At 45.4% G+C, this 15,728-nt stretch carries 22 protein-coding genes; 13 read left to right on the top strand and 9 right to left on the bottom strand.

Features of this window, described 5'->3' with window-relative positions:
* The first annotated feature begins 12 nt into the window (after window positions 1–12).
* A complete protein-coding gene (locus CWI81_RS03295) occupies window positions 13–1,587 on the top strand; it encodes a tetratricopeptide repeat-containing sulfotransferase family protein (protein WP_126783794.1) in 1,575 nt (524 codons plus the stop codon).
* 51 nt (window positions 1,588–1,638) lie between these two features.
* Window positions 1,639–2,907, top strand: a complete 1,269-nt coding sequence (locus tag CWI81_RS03290; RefSeq protein ID WP_126783793.1) for an MFS transporter — start codon at window positions 1,639–1,641, stop codon at window positions 2,905–2,907.
* 33 nt (window positions 2,908–2,940) lie between these two features.
* Here the strand turns inward: CWI81_RS03290 and CWI81_RS03285 are convergent, their stop codons facing one another.
* Genes CWI81_RS03285 through CWI81_RS03270 form a run of 4 tightly spaced genes read right to left on the bottom strand, consistent with a single transcriptional unit; the run spans window position 2,941 to window position 5,273 of the window.
* Window positions 2,941–3,627 carry a DUF799 domain-containing protein gene (locus tag CWI81_RS03285; protein ID WP_126783792.1) on the bottom strand — a complete coding sequence of 229 codons (687 nt, stop codon included), beginning with the start codon at window positions 3,625–3,627 and terminating at the stop codon, window positions 2,941–2,943.
* Complete coding sequence (locus CWI81_RS03280; RefSeq protein WP_126783791.1) at window positions 3,624–3,977, bottom strand: DUF4810 domain-containing protein; 354 nt, start codon at window positions 3,975–3,977, stop codon at window positions 3,624–3,626. The genes CWI81_RS03285 and CWI81_RS03280 overlap by 4 nt, the downstream gene beginning before the upstream one ends.
* Window positions 3,970–4,299, bottom strand: coding sequence for a hypothetical protein (locus CWI81_RS03275; protein WP_126783790.1), 330 nt, complete (start codon window positions 4,297–4,299; stop codon window positions 3,970–3,972). The genes CWI81_RS03280 and CWI81_RS03275 overlap by 8 nt, the downstream gene beginning before the upstream one ends.
* A 2-nt stretch (window positions 4,300–4,301) precedes the next feature.
* On the bottom strand, window positions 4,302–5,273 hold the full coding sequence (locus CWI81_RS03270; protein ID WP_126783789.1) for a CsgG/HfaB family protein: 972 nt from the start codon (window positions 5,271–5,273) through the stop codon (window positions 4,302–4,304).
* Between the two features lie 596 nt (window positions 5,274–5,869).
* On the opposite strand from CWI81_RS03270, the gene CWI81_RS03265 reads away from it, so the two are divergent.
* Together CWI81_RS03265 and CWI81_RS03260 are read left to right on the top strand one after the other, a co-directional pair.
* Window positions 5,870–6,091 carry a TA system antitoxin ParD family protein gene (locus CWI81_RS03265; RefSeq protein WP_126783788.1) on the top strand — a complete coding sequence of 74 codons (222 nt, stop codon included), beginning with the start codon at window positions 5,870–5,872 and terminating at the stop codon, window positions 6,089–6,091.
* Entirely contained in the window at window positions 6,084–6,374 is a 291-nt protein-coding gene (locus CWI81_RS03260) for a type II toxin-antitoxin system RelE/ParE family toxin (protein ID WP_126783787.1), read from the top strand. The genes CWI81_RS03265 and CWI81_RS03260 overlap by 8 nt, the downstream gene beginning before the upstream one ends.
* Window positions 6,375–6,398: 24 nt before the next feature.
* Here the strand turns inward: CWI81_RS03260 and CWI81_RS03255 are convergent, their stop codons facing one another.
* Window positions 6,399–6,614 (bottom strand): TIGR02450 family Trp-rich protein, encoded by a 216-nt coding sequence (locus CWI81_RS03255; RefSeq protein ID WP_126784452.1) that lies wholly within the window; start codon window positions 6,612–6,614, stop codon window positions 6,399–6,401.
* A 461-nt stretch (window positions 6,615–7,075) separates the two neighbouring features.
* A complete protein-coding gene (locus tag CWI81_RS03250) occupies window positions 7,076–8,134 on the bottom strand; it encodes a hypothetical protein (RefSeq protein WP_126783786.1) in 1,059 nt (352 codons plus the stop codon).
* Window positions 8,135–8,296: 162 nt separating this feature from the next.
* On the opposite strand from CWI81_RS03250, the gene CWI81_RS03245 reads away from it, so the two are divergent.
* Together CWI81_RS03245 and CWI81_RS03240 are read left to right on the top strand one after the other, a co-directional pair.
* Window positions 8,297–9,733 (top strand): hypothetical protein, encoded by a 1,437-nt coding sequence (locus CWI81_RS03245; protein WP_126783785.1) that lies wholly within the window; start codon window positions 8,297–8,299, stop codon window positions 9,731–9,733.
* A 273-nt stretch (window positions 9,734–10,006) separates the two neighbouring features.
* Window positions 10,007–10,690, top strand: a complete 684-nt coding sequence (locus tag CWI81_RS03240; RefSeq protein WP_126783784.1) for a YagK/YfjJ domain-containing protein — start codon at window positions 10,007–10,009, stop codon at window positions 10,688–10,690.
* 63 nt (window positions 10,691–10,753) lie between these two features.
* Here CWI81_RS03240 and radC read toward each other — a convergent pair whose 3' ends face one another.
* Entirely contained in the window at window positions 10,754–11,227 is a 474-nt protein-coding gene (radC, locus tag CWI81_RS03235; protein ID WP_126783783.1) for a RadC family protein, read from the bottom strand.
* Between the two features lie 134 nt (window positions 11,228–11,361).
* On the opposite strand from radC, the gene CWI81_RS03230 reads away from it, so the two are divergent.
* The 6 genes from CWI81_RS03230 (at window position 11,362) to CWI81_RS03205 (ending at window position 14,266) form a co-directional block, all read left to right on the top strand.
* A complete protein-coding gene (locus CWI81_RS03230; RefSeq protein WP_126783782.1) occupies window positions 11,362–11,568 on the top strand; it encodes a helix-turn-helix transcriptional regulator in 207 nt (68 codons plus the stop codon).
* 60 nt (window positions 11,569–11,628) lie between these two features.
* Window positions 11,629–12,177: a hypothetical protein gene (locus tag CWI81_RS03225; RefSeq protein WP_126783781.1), complete on the top strand. Its 549-nt coding sequence runs from the start codon at window positions 11,629–11,631 to the stop codon at window positions 12,175–12,177.
* A gap of 144 nt (window positions 12,178–12,321) precedes the next feature.
* Entirely contained in the window at window positions 12,322–12,951 is a 630-nt protein-coding gene (locus tag CWI81_RS03220) for a hypothetical protein (protein ID WP_126783780.1), read from the top strand.
* Window positions 12,952–13,079: 128 nt separating this feature from the next.
* On the top strand, window positions 13,080–13,316 hold the full coding sequence (locus CWI81_RS03215) for a hypothetical protein (RefSeq protein ID WP_126783779.1): 237 nt from the start codon (window positions 13,080–13,082) through the stop codon (window positions 13,314–13,316).
* A gap of 265 nt (window positions 13,317–13,581) precedes the next feature.
* Complete coding sequence (locus CWI81_RS03210; RefSeq protein ID WP_126783778.1) at window positions 13,582–13,776, top strand: hypothetical protein; 195 nt, start codon at window positions 13,582–13,584, stop codon at window positions 13,774–13,776.
* A 7-nt stretch (window positions 13,777–13,783) separates the two neighbouring features.
* On the top strand, window positions 13,784–14,266 hold the full coding sequence (locus CWI81_RS03205) for a type II toxin-antitoxin system YhaV family toxin (protein WP_126783777.1): 483 nt from the start codon (window positions 13,784–13,786) through the stop codon (window positions 14,264–14,266).
* A gap of 149 nt (window positions 14,267–14,415) precedes the next feature.
* Here CWI81_RS03205 and CWI81_RS03200 read toward each other — a convergent pair whose 3' ends face one another.
* Window positions 14,416–14,757 (bottom strand): LytR/AlgR family response regulator transcription factor, encoded by a 342-nt coding sequence (locus CWI81_RS03200; RefSeq protein ID WP_126783776.1) that lies wholly within the window; start codon window positions 14,755–14,757, stop codon window positions 14,416–14,418.
* A 2-nt stretch (window positions 14,758–14,759) separates the two neighbouring features.
* Entirely contained in the window at window positions 14,760–15,137 is a 378-nt protein-coding gene (locus CWI81_RS03195; RefSeq protein ID WP_126783775.1) for a hypothetical protein, read from the bottom strand.
* A gap of 247 nt (window positions 15,138–15,384) precedes the next feature.
* Here CWI81_RS03195 and CWI81_RS03190 point away from each other — a divergent pair, with 247 nt between their 5' ends.
* Window positions 15,385–15,588, top strand: coding sequence for a helix-turn-helix transcriptional regulator (locus tag CWI81_RS03190; protein ID WP_126783774.1), 204 nt, complete (start codon window positions 15,385–15,387; stop codon window positions 15,586–15,588).
* The last annotated feature ends 140 nt before the right edge of the window (window positions 15,589–15,728 follow it).

Below are 15,728 nucleotides of genomic sequence, written 5' to 3'. Positions count from 1 at the left end.
AACGGCTAAGCCATGCAACAACTTGAACAACTCTGCCGCCAGGCAGAACAGCAGATTAACCAGGGGAACTGGCAACAGGCGCATCAATTGTGCGCCGCAATCATCAGCCAGTCCCCGCAACATGCCGATGCCCACTTTTTAATGGGCATTATCAATTTTGAACTGGGCCAGGTGCGAAAGGCCATTGCGCTGATGATCAAGGCCATCAAGCGTGAACCCAAAGTAGAGTATCAGGCACATCTGGCCAAAGCCTTTGCCACTGCCGGTGATTTGGTTGCCGCTCGCAGGTTGTGTGATGCCAACCAGCCTCAGATATCGAACAGTGCGCTGACTGCCGATACCTTTGGTGTGGCACTGAGTAAAATTGGACTGCATGAGCGTGCATTAGGCTATTTTTCTCACGCCATTGCGATAAGCCCTTCACAACCGAGCTACCATTATAATTTTGGTGTGTCTGCCAAGTTTCTGGGGAATTTTGATAAGGCCCGAAACGCGCTGGAAAAAGCCATAGCCCTAAAACCGGATTATGTTCAGGCGCATTACGCGCTTGCTGATTTAGCGGGCATTACTAAGGAAAACCATCATATTGATAGGCTGAGTGCGTTACTGAGCAAAGTCACACAAGCCGACTCGCGTTTGCAACTTGCTCATGCACTGGCGAAAGAATATGAAGCCCTGGGCGAGTATTCAAAAGCCTTTTTAACACTGCAACAGGCCAAGCAACAGAAGCTGCAATCGGTACCCTATTCACGCGATGAGCAATCAAGCTTGTTTCAGCGGGTTGCAACACTTGCCGAAACCGCTAAACCCGATAACGGTTTCGATTGTGATCAGCCCATCTTTGTCCTGGGTATGCCGCGCTCCGGCACGACACTGGTAGATCGTATCTTGTGCGGACACACCGATGTAATGTCCGCAGGCGAACTGCAGGACTTTGGTATGGCAGTTAAAGACGTGACAAAAACGCCAACAAACAGAGTATTGGATACCGCAACACTGGAGGCAGCCTATCAGTGTGATCCTGCCCAAATAGGCAGGCGTTATATTGAGCGCACACGTGCGGTCACTGATGGCGCAACCCGGTTTGTTGATAAGCTACCATTTAATTTTTTCTATATTGACCTGATTACCAGAGCCTTACCTAACGCAAAAATCCTTTGTCTGCTCAGAGACCCAATGGACACTTGTATTGGTAATTTCCGCCAGTTGTTTTCTCTCAGCAGTCCTTACTATCACTATTCGTTAGATTTGATGAATACTGGTCATTTCTACGCTGACTTTTATCAATGGGTCACGCGCTTTGCGGAACAGCAGCACCAAAACTTTATGTTGATCGAGTATGAAAAATTGGCTCGCGATCCAGAGCCTTATGTCAAAGATATTCTGGCGTTTTGCAACCTGTCATGGCAGCAAAACTGTGTGCAGGTGGAACAAAACACGGCACCGGTTTCTACTGCCAGTAAAATGCAGGTAAGAGAGCCCATCAACACTAAGTCTATCGGTCGTTGGAGGCGTTATAAATCACATACCGAGGAGCTGCAAGCACTTCTCACCGACAAAGGCGTTCTCCCTATAGCTTTTAATTGACTAAGCTATCTGGCAGTCTATAGGAAGCTTTTTTAAGCTAGGGAACGTTTTATGACACAAATATCAGGCATGCGTTTTGCGCTGATCGGCGCCATTCTTATCGCTATAAGCTTTGGTCTGGCTCGCTTTGCCTTTGGTTTGTTCGTTCCGCAAATACGCGATGAACTCGGTATGGGCGCCAATGTTATCGGCATTATCGCCGCCCTTCCCTTAATTAGTTTCGTGCTTGTCAGTCTGGTCGCCCCTTTGATCACCAAGTATTTTGGCGCGCGTAACACCACTGTGTTATCTGCTGCATTTGGGGTTTTCGGTTTGGCTTTGATAAGTCAGGCGACTGGACCCATTAGCCTCGGCTTAGGTGTGCTGGCCTGCGGTATATGCACGGGTTTAATGATGCCTGCGCTGACATCCGCTATGCAAGCTTTGGTCGACCGCTCTATCCACGGCCGGGTCAGCTCAGTGATGAATGCCGGCACCAGTATTGGCGTCGCACTCTCAGTTCCGGCGGTGTTGTTTTTGGTTGGCGCATGGCGTTATGCCTATTTATCATTCACGGTACTGGCGATCATTGGCGTTATCCTCGCCTGGTATTTAATCCCGTCGGTTTCCCGAGTTACACCATCCAATGCAGCGCCCGCTCCTAAAATCACTGGTAAGCAGTGGTTACGTCTGCTAAGGCTAGCCTTGTTTGCTTTCGCAATGGGCTTTATTGCCTCCGCTTACTGGACCTTCGGGCCCGATTTAGTCACCAGTTTAGGTTCATTATCTTCTAAACAAAGTGGTTGGTTATGGTTAGCCGTGGGCATTGCAGGTCTGGGGGGCGCCATCATCAGTGATTTAGCAGATCGCAATAACCCAGCCATCACCCACGCGCTGATGCTGATGATGTTAACGACCAGTCTTACCTTGTTAGCGGCCAGCCCGAGTCACATTTATCTCGCCGTTTTTTCGGCTTTGGTGTTTGGCTTGGCCTACATGAGTTTGACCGGGCTTTACCTGATGACCGGCATTCGTTTATTGCCAGGGCGCTTATCCATGGGGCCTGTCTTACCCTTTTTGGCTTGTGCCTTAGGCCAGGCGGTGGGATCGCCGGTTATCGGCTACCTGGTTGGTGAGTTCGGCTATGCCGACAGCTTCTCAATTTTCGCCGCGATGGGGATCTTGGTCGCCTTAGTATCGCCTTTTTACCCAGGTCATACCGAACAAGAACTCGAAACACTTGATGAGGAAACCGGCCTTCAGGCAGCGTTTGACTATCAACTGCTCGATGAAGATGGCGAGCCATTAGAGAGTAGTGCTGAGGAAGCGGGAAATGAGTGACTTGCGCCTTAAGCGCAAGCCAAAGAATAGCCGCTATTCCGCATTCAGCTGTTTATAGTACTCATCGTAAGCTGGGCTGTAGGGACCTGGCGGTAAGCCGCGTTGCAGGTTATAAAACGTCTGCGCGTTAGCCGTGCGGGTTAACGGCAGATAATTGGGCGCTGCACGCTCAATCGCTGCCGTCACTGCCATGCTAATCAAGTCAGCCAACGGGTTACCGGTGCTGTTTTGATTGTTGGGGTTATAGCTTAGTTGCTTTCGTGCCCGCCACAACTCGGTGCCATCGGCGTTAACCAAACGGTATTCAAAATCAACCGTGGTGGTAGTCGAGATCAACATGTACTGGGATGTCCACTCGTGGATAGTCACATACAACACCGTGTCGGCACCAAACATCGACGCCAGGCTTTCCGGTGGCGCAGCGTGTACTTCTGCCGGTTCGTAATAGCCCTCGTTTTCCAGCAATGTTTTTACGGTGTTCACCGGGAAAACATAATACCCGCGCTCACCTAATACCATCGGTAATGTCGCTAGCACCGAGGTAGGCGCCTGCACATCAATAGTTTCGTTGTTAACCGGCACCACCAAAATCGAACGCGGTTTTTGCTCGTGTAATGGCTGTAAAAACGCCTTATCCGGTCCCGGTGCCGCACAACCCGCTAAAATAACGACCAGCAACGTGCCAATAGCCGCTCGATAAAGTCCTTTTAAACGATTCATTGGGTACGCTCCTTCAGGTTATTGATTAGCGTGGTCATTAACGCTTCACTCTCTGGCCAGTTGTCGCGTTCTAACTGATAAAATGCGATGGCTTCTTCGGCTTTGCCACGGTTAAGCATAAAGGTTCCCGCTTCAGCATAAAGCCCAGGGGCAATGGTTTGTTTGCCAGGCTCGTATTCGCGTACAAAAGCTAAATAGTTATCCAGCATTTCTTCTTTTACCGCGGGCTCGTGGTAATTAACGAACAGGGCTTCTTCGTAATTACCCCACTGATACAACCCATTATTACTGGCACAACCACTAAGCAAGGTAACCAGTCCAAGCGCCGCAAACAAATTACGTTTAATCATTGGTCACCTCAAGCTTGTAACTAATGCTCTCGCCAAAGTAATCACGTTTGGAATACAACACGGTGTCGCCATGGCGCACTTCAATGACATGCTCACCAATTAAAACCGGTACGGCATTATCGGGGTAAGCAAACTCTGAAACAGTGCCAAAGCGTTGACCGTCGACATAAACCTCAGCTTGATCGGCATCGACACTGTCGTGTTGCCAAACAAAGCTGACTTGCGGCCGATCATCAACGACCTGCGTTTCTTGATGAGGCTGATAAGCGCAGGCAGTCGTTAATAACGACAGCGAAGCGGCTAACAATAATGCTTTTTTCATAATTATTCCCCCATCTCGACGACTTGCAATTCGTCGACGTCATAACCGTCAATCGAACCTTCTGCTAATACACCAAAAGCGCCCTGATCAAGCTCCGTGCGGCCAAAAGTTCCTGCAACTTCTAATACACCCACTTGTTTACCCGGTAATGTGATGGTGCTACCCGTGGTGCTTGATTTAACTTGTTTACCCTTGGTCATTACCGCAAAGCGTTGACCCTGTTTAACGCCTTGTGCTTCGCCTCCACTGATAAAAATTTGGCCTTCTTCTACCGCCAACAGATCAGCTGTCCAGGGGTTATCCAGTAATAATTGTGACATTTTCGCAACAGCGGCAGTAACAGCAGCACCGATGGCTTTGTCGTTTAACGAGCCGTCGTAACCAGAGACCGAGCCAAAACCCATGGTGCGCGATTGTTCGGTTGACGAACTGCCGGTACCGGTAACTGATGCAACCACCTGCCCCGAACCGACATCTACTAAACGAATATCGACCGTGGCAGTGGCTTGCTGTTTTGCACTGCTGGATAAAAATCCGCGTTCGCCGGTATTTGAACGGCCAAACTCAGTTAACGAGCCGATGACCAATGTATCCACACCGACCAGCTCTTCGGGTTTGTTTTGCAGCTGCGTTTCGTTTTGCAGTAGCTCCAAATCCTGGCGTTCAAAAATCAGGAAATTATTGGTGTTAACGATTGCCTGGCTGAACATGTCAGCAATTTTTTTATCGAACTTGCCCTCATCCGCACCGCGTAGCAATGACCTGCCGTAATTGGTTTCGTTGGTTAAACGCCCGACTGCAATTTTGCGTTTAAGGGTGACCGATTCTGGCGCTTCAGACTGCATTTCTTGTTGTGCCGCAGCCTGCGACTGTTCATTAACGTCAGGCTTTGCCGGCGTAGGTGTCGGCGATTGTGAAGCACAGCCCGTCATGAGTACCGCAGCAATCGCAAGCGGTAATACTTTGATTTTCATAACAACTCCGTTTTGTGGGAATTCCGTTTATGTGGCGCCGATACTATCACAGCTGTTAATTGTTCGTTAACTAAATACTATGATACTTATCATCCTCAAGGAAGCGGCCAAGAGGTTATGGGAGGGAGCACTTACATGACAGTACACTCTCTTGAATCTCAAAAAAGTCTAGGGGTTAGGTAATTATGACTCCCCGTCGGCTGATGAACTCAAGTCTGAATGGTTGTCAGTTGCTAAAGATCGAGCCGCAAAATTAGATTCAGGCGCAGTAAACCCTGCTCCAAGCTATGTTGTATTAAAGAAAGCCCAAGCTCTGATTAAATGAGTTATACATTTCACCCAGCGGCAGAATCAGGTATCCAAAAAGCTGCGCTAAGTCGCTTCCCTTTATCGATAATTTATTGGCAATCCACAGGAAATATTCAAATTCTTGCTATAGCACATCACCATCGACGCCCTCAGTACTGGCTTGGCCTTGCACTTTAAGCACTGATTCGATCACGCAACAAATACGCATGGTGCATGAACGTTATAATAATTGACAAAACTGTAGCAATTTGCCACAATTGTAACGATTTAATTTATAGGTGACAGTTATGGCAACCAACAGTATCAGACTTGACCAAGCGCTAGTTGAAAAAGCGACGATTATGGCAAAAGCATACAACCGCACCCCACCCAAGCAAATTGAGCACTGGGCAAAAATCGGTGAAATGATGGAAGACAACCCAGAGCTATCGTATGAATTTGTTAAACAGGCAATCATCGCGCAAGCGGAAAAAGAAGCTGGCAAGCTAGAGCCGTACGATTTTGGCTAAGGTTAACCAGGTCTTACAAACGCCGACGTTCAAAAAGGCGGTAAAAAAGCTTAGGCCGAGCCAAAAGCAAGAACTCGATAATGCCATTAAAGAGTTGATTGAAGATCCTTTACTTGGCCAGCTAAAAAAAGGCGATCTTGGCTTTCTTAGAGTCTACAAATTTAAAATGGCTAAGCAACTGATCTTGCTCGGCTATAGTTACCACGAAGGACATCTTACGCTGGAGCTAATGGCATTAGGCGCACACGAAAATTTTTATCGTGACATTAAGCGGAAACGATAAAAAGTAGGAGTAAACTTTCGTGCTCTATTTCCAGCCTTGAACCCATTTTTCTTCGCTTTTAAGTTCAACCCAGTCAATTGAATACTCCTTTCCTGAAAGCACCGACTCGATCACACACGACATCACCGAGCCATCCTCATCATACTCAACTTCTGATACCAAAAAATGCTTTTCCCGATTTATCGGCGTCACGGCAGTCCACTTGCTATTGTGAAGCTTGGCTGGATTAATTTGGTTCATGTTAGCGCCTTTGACTGAATACGTAACTTCCATTTTAACTCATTAAGTTCACGTGCAACCAGTGCCGGTTTGGTTAGCTGCATCTCCTCTCGCATCACATAGAGGACAAAAAGTCGCACCTGACCTTCAAGATAAAAAACACGACATGGTGGAATCTATACTTTTAAATATACTGAATAAAAGGACGATAAAGACAGTGAAAATGGACTAAAGTATGAGTAACTCTTTGAATGCGTTTCACAGCAATTTGGAGTTTTAATTAAGATATGGTTTTCCTTGCGTCAGGACGCAAGCTACAACAAGATATAAATCGGAATTGGTGCCCGGGGCCGGACTTAAAAAATAACCATAAAAGAATGATATTAAACAACTTATTTATCATTAACCTCTATTGTAGCACCGCATGTAGCACCTCCGATAATTTATTGATTCAAAGGCTCATTTTAGGCCTTCTTTGCGGCCTAACTTGAAGTATCCTTGTCCTCACTGAGTTCTTCTACTTCTCTAGTAACACTCGCTCCTTTTTCCTGGGCAGAGCCATCGACATTGAGTGTTGCATTTTGAGCACGTGCTCTTTCGCGGGCATCGTCTCTCTGATTACGCTTTCCAGACTGAGGAGCTTCAGAGACTAGATTATCTTTAACTTCAGAATGTCTAGCTAGATCCATAGGAATATAACTTGACGGTTTTCTCCGGCGCTTCTTAACTGGTTCAGAGTGTTTCATTTCTTCGGTTTCAGTGGGCTGCTCTGCTACAAAAAGCTTATCTATTCTTGATTCAAGACGTTTAACTTCAGACTCTCCACGACTTGGCTCTGTATTGTCAGACTTATTCAGTTCGCGATAATCCAAGCCGTGAACGTCAAAGATATCTTCGTAACTCTCCAATCTCGAGTATAAGCTTCGTATTTCGCCAAATAGCAGATCAATCGTTCGCCGCTGAGCCTCCTTTTGGAAAGTTTCGTCTGCTGATAACTCATCTACCCTCTGCTTTAGGCTTATGATTTCGTTATCTTTTCTCCTTGTCGCTTCATCAACCCTTTGTTGAGTATTTCGCTCAATATCTTTCTCCCACTCCTTGTAGTAATCGCTTAGATCCTTATCAAGCTCGTTTAAATTATCGAAAGCAGACACGATCAACTCAGTGCGATTACTCAAGCCTTTCTTTCTTTCAATATAGCCATCCATCGCTTTTAATGTTTTTTTCGGTAGCTTGATTTGTGGGGATGAGTAAGGCGTTTTTTTACCAAATACCCGTATTGATTTGGGCCTTGATTTTCGAAATTCATCTTTCAGCTCGTCTAGAAATGCTTCTTCACCTTTCGGAACTGAATCTAAGGCTCGCTGGTATAGATCTGTCGTGCTGAGTTTCGCTGCTTCTTGTCGTGATTTTTCCGGCAGTTTTTTTATACAATGGGTGCGTACAACCCCTTCTTTGTGATCGTTTTTACTCTGGTCTCGCTGTTTAAACCACGTTTTAAAATCTTCCTTCTTACGTCCTCCACTTTTCCCATTTCCCATTTCAGAACCCCAATAAATTCAGCATAAAACCAATCACTTCCCCAGACATTACATTAATTATTAAGGCCCTACAAACTTTAAGTTTTATGACTGGTTTTATATTTACTTTTTGACTGGTTAATTGATATGTTATTTTAGCTGACTCTTTATTAATGGTGTTTTATGTATCATTTTCTACGGGAAATCGAAGTTCCACATTTAGGAACACATGCGGCAATTTTTTTGCCTCGTTTTCTTAATACAATCGGAGACTCTTGCACTCAACTTAACGCAAAAGAACTGGAAAGCAAATTGTTCCTACCTAAGTGGCTTATCGAGAAAGGAATTAGCGAGCTATTGGACAAAGGAGCCCTTGAAAAGGATTTTGTTGACCCAGGCATAAGGGGCAAAAGAAGCCTAACATTGTCGAGTAACACTCAAGCTTTGTTTGTAATGAGGAATAGAACAAAATGGCCATTTGAGCGAGGCTTGTATAATGAAATTTCACAAGCTGTTTTCGATAACTACCTGGACGTTGATTCAACAATTAGGATGCTTAACGAGCACTACCATGTTGGTTTAAGTTTAGAGATCACAAGCCAGGCTCATGCATTTTTCCAAGGTCTAGGAGCATCGTCTGATAAATATAAAATGGTTCACCTATTTTGTAGTATGTTTAGCCATACAGACGAAGGATTCGTTATTGAAGCGGGCTACGAAAAGCTTGGGAAAATAAGTGGTTTACGTCGTAATCAGATACGACGATATATAGAACAGCTTGTTTCTCACCGCTTAATAGTTCGGATGCCTCAACATAGTCGTTCCCCAAAATTAGGGTATGCCGAATCCAAGTATCAAATAAATATTGAACACCCTGCCCTAGTCAGCTGCCCTAGCTTCCCGTTTTTTAAATATTACCCTTTGGAACCAGCCTGTTTAAAACCGCAACAACTAAAAATACAACTGGATAGAATAGCTCCCTCCACTTCAGCACAATTTAAAGCATCATTCGATGATAGAGTTGTCGAAGCAGCTTGCTCTCTTAACTTATCAGTTGCTTACGGACTATCATCGCCAACAAGTATTTACCCCTTAGCTAATCAGGAGCTTTACGAGATAACTAAGTCACTAATTAATCGATTTACCCTACCAGAAAAAAAAGAACCTTTTCTTTTCGATAGACTAGCTAAAGCCCTAAAAACCTTGTCCCCGGAAATTGAAGCTGAAAAATCAGGTGTCTCTTATAGACAGCTGGCAAAACTGAAGTTAGATGCAGCTAACGTCGAGCACCGAGATGCTATTAATTTTCTTAGTATAGCCAAGGAAGTTCGCTCCATACTCAAACACGCAAAGTTCTTATCTCAGCCAGAAGGAAATGATAGCGATAATATTGATGAGGCACTTTTCGATTGGGCCACCTATTGTTTTTCCATAGCTGCAGTATCGGCCCACGCTAATCGAATCGAAGACTTGGATGTTAATCGGAATCTCAATAATCCGAAGAGACGTTTTGCCACATCCATTTTACCAGCAGACTACTCTAACCACCGAGAGCACACACTGTTTATAATTCCGGATCCTAAAAGCAATAGCTTTAAATTTAAAAGGTTACCGCTATAATGGGGATTCTAAACTATCAGAAATTTGGCTAATTGAAATTTACCGAGTGTGCTGACGAATCAAATTTGCAGCGGCGTAAATGCTGACCCCACTTGTGTTGGTAATAGTAATATATACAAACCTCATTACTACCACTGTTTACATCATTCATTGGTATATCTATTAACAAATGCTTAGCCAGTGATAGGTAAGCCCCAAAGCTTACCGTCTGCCTGATGGTTAAAAGTTACAGGATCAGATCTCCTATGAGTAATCACCAAAAGGAGATCGAAAATGACAAAACGAAACACCAATAACCATAACCACACACTACATTACGATGCTGAATATGCGGGCTTTGACTTACACACCGCTAATGCACCATACATCCTGCAGTTCCTAGACCGCTTACATACGGTCATGCAGCGGGTGCTTCAGAGCCATAAGCGAGTACTGGCAGTAAAGTTCGACCTGCACCTACCTACTCATACTAACCCTTACCTGCAACGTAACGCGATTACGGAGTTTATTGAGCGAGTTAAAGCAGGTATCGCTAGCTACCAAAACGCTGTAGCACGTCGTAATCAAAGGGTTTACCCAACGGAGGTCGAATACGTTGCTAAAGTTGAGCAGACAACAGACAGCGAATTAGAGCATTACCATGTCGTACTATTCACTAACAAGGACACGCTCTACCCAGTTGGTAACTTAAGCCATGAGGACCCCACCAAGCTGGGTAAAATTATCCGACAGGCGTGGTTAAAGACGCATGGGTTATCGGCTGATTCGCGGGTAGCGCTCCTTCACACATCAACGCCAGTGTTTAGGGTTCTGCAAGGACCACTCAGTACAGATGACCCAGTGCACAGAGACGCATTTCTGCACTTTAGTTACCTGTGTAAAGAGAAGACGACTAAGTACCAGGGCAAGCGGCAGTCGTTTTACAGCAGCAATGCAAAAAATAAAGCGCCAGCATAAGGCACTAAGCAACGTAGAAAAGGCCCAGGGAAAACCTCTTCTACGTGCTCAGCGACAGTACACCTACAACAACCCCCTTTCAGCAAACGAAACCGTGTCTTGACCTACTACGATGTGGTCAAGCACGGGGACGTCTATGTGATTGAGTGCGTCCTTGATACGCGTCGTCACACGCTTGTCAGCTTCCGATGGCTCAGTCACACCCGATGGATGGTTGTGTGCCAGGATGACAGCAGCAGCGTTTTGCTGAAGCACTTCCTTCATCACTTCACGGGGATACACCGGCGCTGCGTTAATGGTCCCGAAGAACAACTCCTTATACTCAATCAGGCGATGCTGCGAGTCCATCAGCATGATGGCGAACACTTCACGCTTTTGATGCGCCAGCTTGTACCTAAGGAAGTCTTTTGCCGCAGACGGACTGGTAAAGCCCTCCCCCTTCAAAAACTTCGTCTCCAGGATCTCTGACGCTTTATTCAGCACATCAACCTCAGTCATAGGCCCATTCGTTACATACTCGGCATTTTGCTCGTGCATTTTATGTCTCCTTGTTTTCGATTCTTGAATGCACGTGCGTGATATAGGCCTGAAACTCGGTGGATTCGTTGTTCATGGTTATTCGTTACAGCCCCTGCGAATACTCTGAGATAAACCAAACAGAGGAAATAGCGATGAGATTTTTAAGAATTAACGAAGTTAGAGACCGCATTGGCCTGGGACGTACTTCAATTTACAAGATGGTTAACGAAGGTACGTTCCCAAAACCTGTACGGGTACTTGGTAAAAAAGTTGCCTGGATAGATTCAGAGGTCGACGAATGGATGATGCAACGCATTGCCGATGAACGTGGCGATGCCATTCCCAATCTGAATTACTAGCGAGCCATTCAAACTACCGTGGCGGCGTCCTGTCGCCCCTGCCTTTTTCGGAGACACAACATGAAGCCAATTACTCTTATCCCTGATGAGATTCTTAAAATACATTTTGCTTTGCATCGTGAGATAGACTTTGAACCCAATACTGAGCTGCTCACTAAAATATGCATCGATACGCATCAGAAGTTTGTAGGTAAAACGGTAGATATCAGCACCATTTTTACTATCGCAGCAGAATACGGCGTAAAGCTGGCGCATTTCGATTGGTCTCCGAACACCAATAGAGCGGCAGAAACGGCTTTCGCGGTTTGCATGATTTACCTTAATAGTTACGGCCTTTCCCTGGGTTGCCAAAATCAGGCGCTATTCGAGCTAATGCGTGAGAACTGCACAACGGTCAATAAGTTCGCTGTTCGGCTGTTGTGTGAATACCTCGAGGTTATTAGAAAGCGCCATGGCCTAACTGGAACGGCCGCTGAACTTATTAGGCTAGCAGAAGCATCGATAAATCCAATTAAAAACCAGACACAGCTATTCGATATCGTCGACAATATCAGGAGTACTTTTACTGTCGACTCGAGTGAAGAGTTTCATTGGGCAACCAATGACTAATAACAAGTCAGATCCGTTGTACGTGTCATTCCTGGTTAACGCAGTAACGCCGATCTAAATGCTCATTGTTTTTACGTTAATAGACGCCTTTCATTTCAAATTTCCGGGCTAAATTAGCCCCACTGACATCACCTGGAGACTCTTATGTGGATCCATACGTTCACACCTGACCAAGTGGCTGAGATACACCATCGTCTACACGGAGCTGCCGCTTTAGCGCTTGATATGAATGAGCTAACTCGGTTGTGCGAGCGGGTAAACCTTAACAGCCGTCGCACTGATACTTTTTTTAACGTCGATGCTATTCAGGTGGCGGCTGATTACGCCGTAACGCTTAACAAAGCTCGTTGGGCTGAAGACAAACAACAAGCTGTCGAAACTGCTTTCATCACAGCTTTGACATACTTGCGACTCAGTAATTATCTCGTTGATTGTGCAGACCCAGTGGTTTGGCATTTGTTTACTAGTGGTGGGCTTACGCACTCGGTATTCGAGCAAATACTCTACCGCGTTTTCATGAGAAAACCCTTATCGGCAAATAACTCGAGCTATGAGGACTTGCCCCGTGAACGCCTTCCACTAACTCAACTTGGATTAGATGACTACCGGGGAACAGCCAGATTGCGAGGTTACGTTGACGAAGCATTAAATAGCTGCTGCTTAAGAGCGCCAGCTTCAGATTGGGAAGCAAGTAACCAAGAAGTTGAAGCAGACCGCCAGTTTCGACAGCAACTGTTCATGGAAGCACTTGAGCAGGGGATTTTTGGTAGTTAAAAGGGGCATATTTCTACTGCCCTAACACAAATCACTTAAGTGGAGAGTTCCATGCAGTGCCTGTAAATTCCTTGGCTCTACGAAGCCTGGTTATTAGACGGTTACCACCTGCTTTAATTAAGATTTCTTTGTATAAGGAAGTATTCTCCGAGGCCGCCGACTCAACTGAGCAGGTCAGTAGCCATGTTCAACAGCTTAAAAGCACCAGCTACGGCAATCTGTTGAACATACTTAACAATCGCGCATCAAACGCCGATGCAAAAGAAAAAATGGCCGCCAGAGCGAGCGCAGAAGAACAGTTCTTATGCCGGGTGAAACGTTTTGCCTTACTCTATCTCGCGACAGGTCCACGATACATGCTTTAAACTATTTTTACTGGCGATACGTATTTATAAGGAGAAAACCACTGGTTAAGTTTATTGTTACAAGACAAACTACACGAACTTATCAGTCACAGAAATAACACATAGCACTGTATAAAAGGACACTGTTTACTTTATCTACAGTATGCCGATATAGTGAAGGAAGGGAATGAGTTGATTAATTGAAAATTAGTCTATACTCATTGTCCAAGTTGCAATATTGTGCATTTAGCGTACAATATCGCACCCTTGAAAGGAGGTATAAGCAATGGGTAAAGTTACACGCCTAGCTGATGTCAGACAAGATATTGAAGCAGAAAGTCACTTTGTTGGCCTCATCTCTGAAGACATGGAACAAGGCAATGGCATTTCTGAAGTACCTTCTTCAGTATTTGACCGCGTCAACAAGCTCCGAGCAAAAGCAGAAGAAAATGAGCGTCGGGAAGAACTAATAGAAGGCTAGTGTTCACATGGAAGGATGGAGCCCCGAAGAGCAAGGAGCGCGTATAAATGGGTGGCACTTTTACTGGTATCATTTATTCCAAAATTACTATCTAGAACTTCTTGAGGAGGTTGAATCCCTCCTCGAGAAAGATCCAGAAAACTTCCATCATCATTCCCTATACAAGCTACTTGACTGTATAACAAAATCAATTCAAGACCGCATAGCGACTAACCCCCAACACAAAGATTTCATATTGGGGAATACACTCGGACGACATAACCGGCATTGGAAAAGAGTAAAACAAGGACTACCTAATAGGTACAGGATGTTTTTTCAGTTTAATAAAGTACCTGAAGCTAACGTGGTAATTGCTTGGATCAACGATAAAAACACACTGCGTAAGGCAGGGTCGCGTTCTGATGTCTATGAAGTATTCAAAAAGATGCTGAAGAGAGGAGATGTTCCAAACAGTATGGATGAGTTACTTAAAGCCACCAAAATAGCTTAGATCCAACAGCATAGTAGTGCCTGCCCAACGCCGAACACTGCATCCAACCTCTAGCACACGAAAAATACTTGTGGCTTTTTAAGTTTTGTAACCTGTAGCTAGATTTTATAAAAAATAAGCCCAGGGTTCAGCCTCCCTGAGCTCATTACTTACAAACCAAGATCAAGCATCAGCTGGCGCTTATAATTACCTCCAAGCGGTAATATAGTCTCGTCGGCTAGCTCAACTTCCTGGTAACGTCCAAGCTCTGACAGAAGCTTTCGCAAACAATCGCGCCTTACAATGTGGCTTCGGTGAATGCGAATGAATCTGTCGTCCAGTAATTCCTCCATGTCCGATAACGTTGCTCTGTGCAAAACGCGCTCACTACCGAAGTAGATTTTTACGTAGTTACCAAACGCTTCAATACGCTCAATAGACGCAATAGCGACAAAGCGAACCTCACCAGGACGCGTTTTAACGGCAATAATGTTTCGTATCATGCCAGCCATAGTTAGTCCCTCTCCATAACCAAGTCAGCATCAATGCTGCTGCCACCGGCCAGTCGAACCGATGTGCGTCCCTTTATCGAATAGTCATTGTAAATAGCAAATAGCAATGTCGTGCTGAGTCCAATCGCTATAATCGCTGTTATGAGCGTTCCGGTCGATAAAGTACCAACAATACCTGAGCCCCACCCCAACGGATTCCAGAAGTTAGTGGCAAAGACTCCTGCTGAGCCGATAGCTAAAGCAAAGGCACCGGATGATGCTGACTTCAGTGTTTTCACGTCCTCAGCCAGCGACGCACTTTTTACAGCAATTGTTTTATCCCGCCTTTCGATAGCTCGCTCTAGTTCAGACTTGGTGTGTACCACTGTTACGTTCGACATAAATGTTCTCCTAATTGACAGTTAATTAACTGCAGCCGTAACTGCCATTAGGTGATATAGGTTTGATTTGTTTTCCTTTGCTAATGAACGTCAGCGAACGCCTACGTCTTCTGAACAGGGGGTCGCCAAAGCGCAGAAGCTATTGATAGCTGAGCGTGTTAAAGCAAATTTTCTCGTCTGTTGTTAGTCCCCAATGTAAAAATTTACAGCCCTACATCATCCTCTGACACTAGAGAGGAGAAGCACTATGAAATTAATGAAAGTTAAAGAAGTCATGCACGTAACCAGTCTGGCCCGCCCTACTATCTACAAGTACATGGCTAAAGGGCAATTCCCGAAACCGGTATCGCTCGGTGGCCGAGCCGTAGCCTGGGTAGCGGATGAGATTGACGATTGGATTATGCAGTGTATTGCGGAGCGTGATGCGGAAGAAGAAAAAGACGAGCAATAGCCGAGCGAAGGTCGTGGGTCATTTGTTGGTCTGCGACCTATATTGTCGTAAACATCGATTATGCTACTGACAGTGACATCGGATTTATCCGTGGCATAATGGCCACAACTTAAGGACGATATAACAATAAACAGGGTGTG

This window comes from Idiomarina seosinensis, from assembly GCF_003987275.1.
Classification (GTDB): domain Bacteria; phylum Pseudomonadota; class Gammaproteobacteria; order Enterobacterales; family Alteromonadaceae; genus Idiomarina; species Idiomarina seosinensis.
The sequence above is the reverse complement of the archived record's forward strand: the minus strand, read 5'-3'. Positions and strand labels throughout refer to the sequence as shown.

What these genes read in the sequence shown, in the direction of transcription:
- CWI81_RS03295 (WP_126783794.1), top strand. Translation starts at nt 13, where the DNA reads ATGCAACAACTTGAACAACTCTGCCGCCAGGCAGAACAGCAGATTAAC.
- CWI81_RS03290 (WP_126783793.1), top strand. Translation starts at nt 1,639, where the DNA reads ATGACACAAATATCAGGCATGCGTTTTGCGCTGATCGGCGCCATTCTT.
- CWI81_RS03285 (WP_126783792.1), bottom strand. Translation starts at nt 3,627, where the DNA reads ATGAATCGTTTAAAAGGACTTTATCGAGCGGCTATTGGCACGTTGCTG.
- CWI81_RS03280 (WP_126783791.1), bottom strand. Translation starts at nt 3,977, where the DNA reads ATGATTAAACGTAATTTGTTTGCGGCGCTTGGACTGGTTACCTTGCTT.
- CWI81_RS03275 (WP_126783790.1), bottom strand. Translation starts at nt 4,299, where the DNA reads ATGAAAAAAGCATTATTGTTAGCCGCTTCGCTGTCGTTATTAACGACT.
- CWI81_RS03270 (WP_126783789.1), bottom strand. Translation starts at nt 5,273, where the DNA reads ATGAAAATCAAAGTATTACCGCTTGCGATTGCTGCGGTACTCATGACG.
- CWI81_RS03265 (WP_126783788.1), top strand. Translation starts at nt 5,870, where the DNA reads ATGGCAACCAACAGTATCAGACTTGACCAAGCGCTAGTTGAAAAAGCG.
- CWI81_RS03255 (WP_126784452.1), bottom strand. Translation starts at nt 6,614, where the DNA reads ATGAACCAAATTAATCCAGCCAAGCTTCACAATAGCAAGTGGACTGCC.
- CWI81_RS03250 (WP_126783786.1), bottom strand. Translation starts at nt 8,134, where the DNA reads ATGGGAAATGGGAAAAGTGGAGGACGTAAGAAGGAAGATTTTAAAACG.
- CWI81_RS03245 (WP_126783785.1), top strand. Translation starts at nt 8,297, where the DNA reads ATGTATCATTTTCTACGGGAAATCGAAGTTCCACATTTAGGAACACAT.
- CWI81_RS03240 (WP_126783784.1), top strand. Translation starts at nt 10,007, where the DNA reads ATGACAAAACGAAACACCAATAACCATAACCACACACTACATTACGAT.
- radC (WP_126783783.1), bottom strand. Translation starts at nt 11,227, where the DNA reads ATGCACGAGCAAAATGCCGAGTATGTAACGAATGGGCCTATGACTGAG.
- CWI81_RS03230 (WP_126783782.1), top strand. Translation starts at nt 11,362, where the DNA reads ATGAGATTTTTAAGAATTAACGAAGTTAGAGACCGCATTGGCCTGGGA.
- CWI81_RS03225 (WP_126783781.1), top strand. Translation starts at nt 11,629, where the DNA reads ATGAAGCCAATTACTCTTATCCCTGATGAGATTCTTAAAATACATTTT.
- CWI81_RS03220 (WP_126783780.1), top strand. Translation starts at nt 12,322, where the DNA reads ATGTGGATCCATACGTTCACACCTGACCAAGTGGCTGAGATACACCAT.
- CWI81_RS03210 (WP_126783778.1), top strand. Translation starts at nt 13,582, where the DNA reads ATGGGTAAAGTTACACGCCTAGCTGATGTCAGACAAGATATTGAAGCA.
- CWI81_RS03205 (WP_126783777.1), top strand. Translation starts at nt 13,784, where the DNA reads ATGGAAGGATGGAGCCCCGAAGAGCAAGGAGCGCGTATAAATGGGTGG.
- CWI81_RS03200 (WP_126783776.1), bottom strand. Translation starts at nt 14,757, where the DNA reads ATGGCTGGCATGATACGAAACATTATTGCCGTTAAAACGCGTCCTGGT.
- CWI81_RS03195 (WP_126783775.1), bottom strand. Translation starts at nt 15,137, where the DNA reads ATGTCGAACGTAACAGTGGTACACACCAAGTCTGAACTAGAGCGAGCT.
- CWI81_RS03190 (WP_126783774.1), top strand. Translation starts at nt 15,385, where the DNA reads ATGAAATTAATGAAAGTTAAAGAAGTCATGCACGTAACCAGTCTGGCC.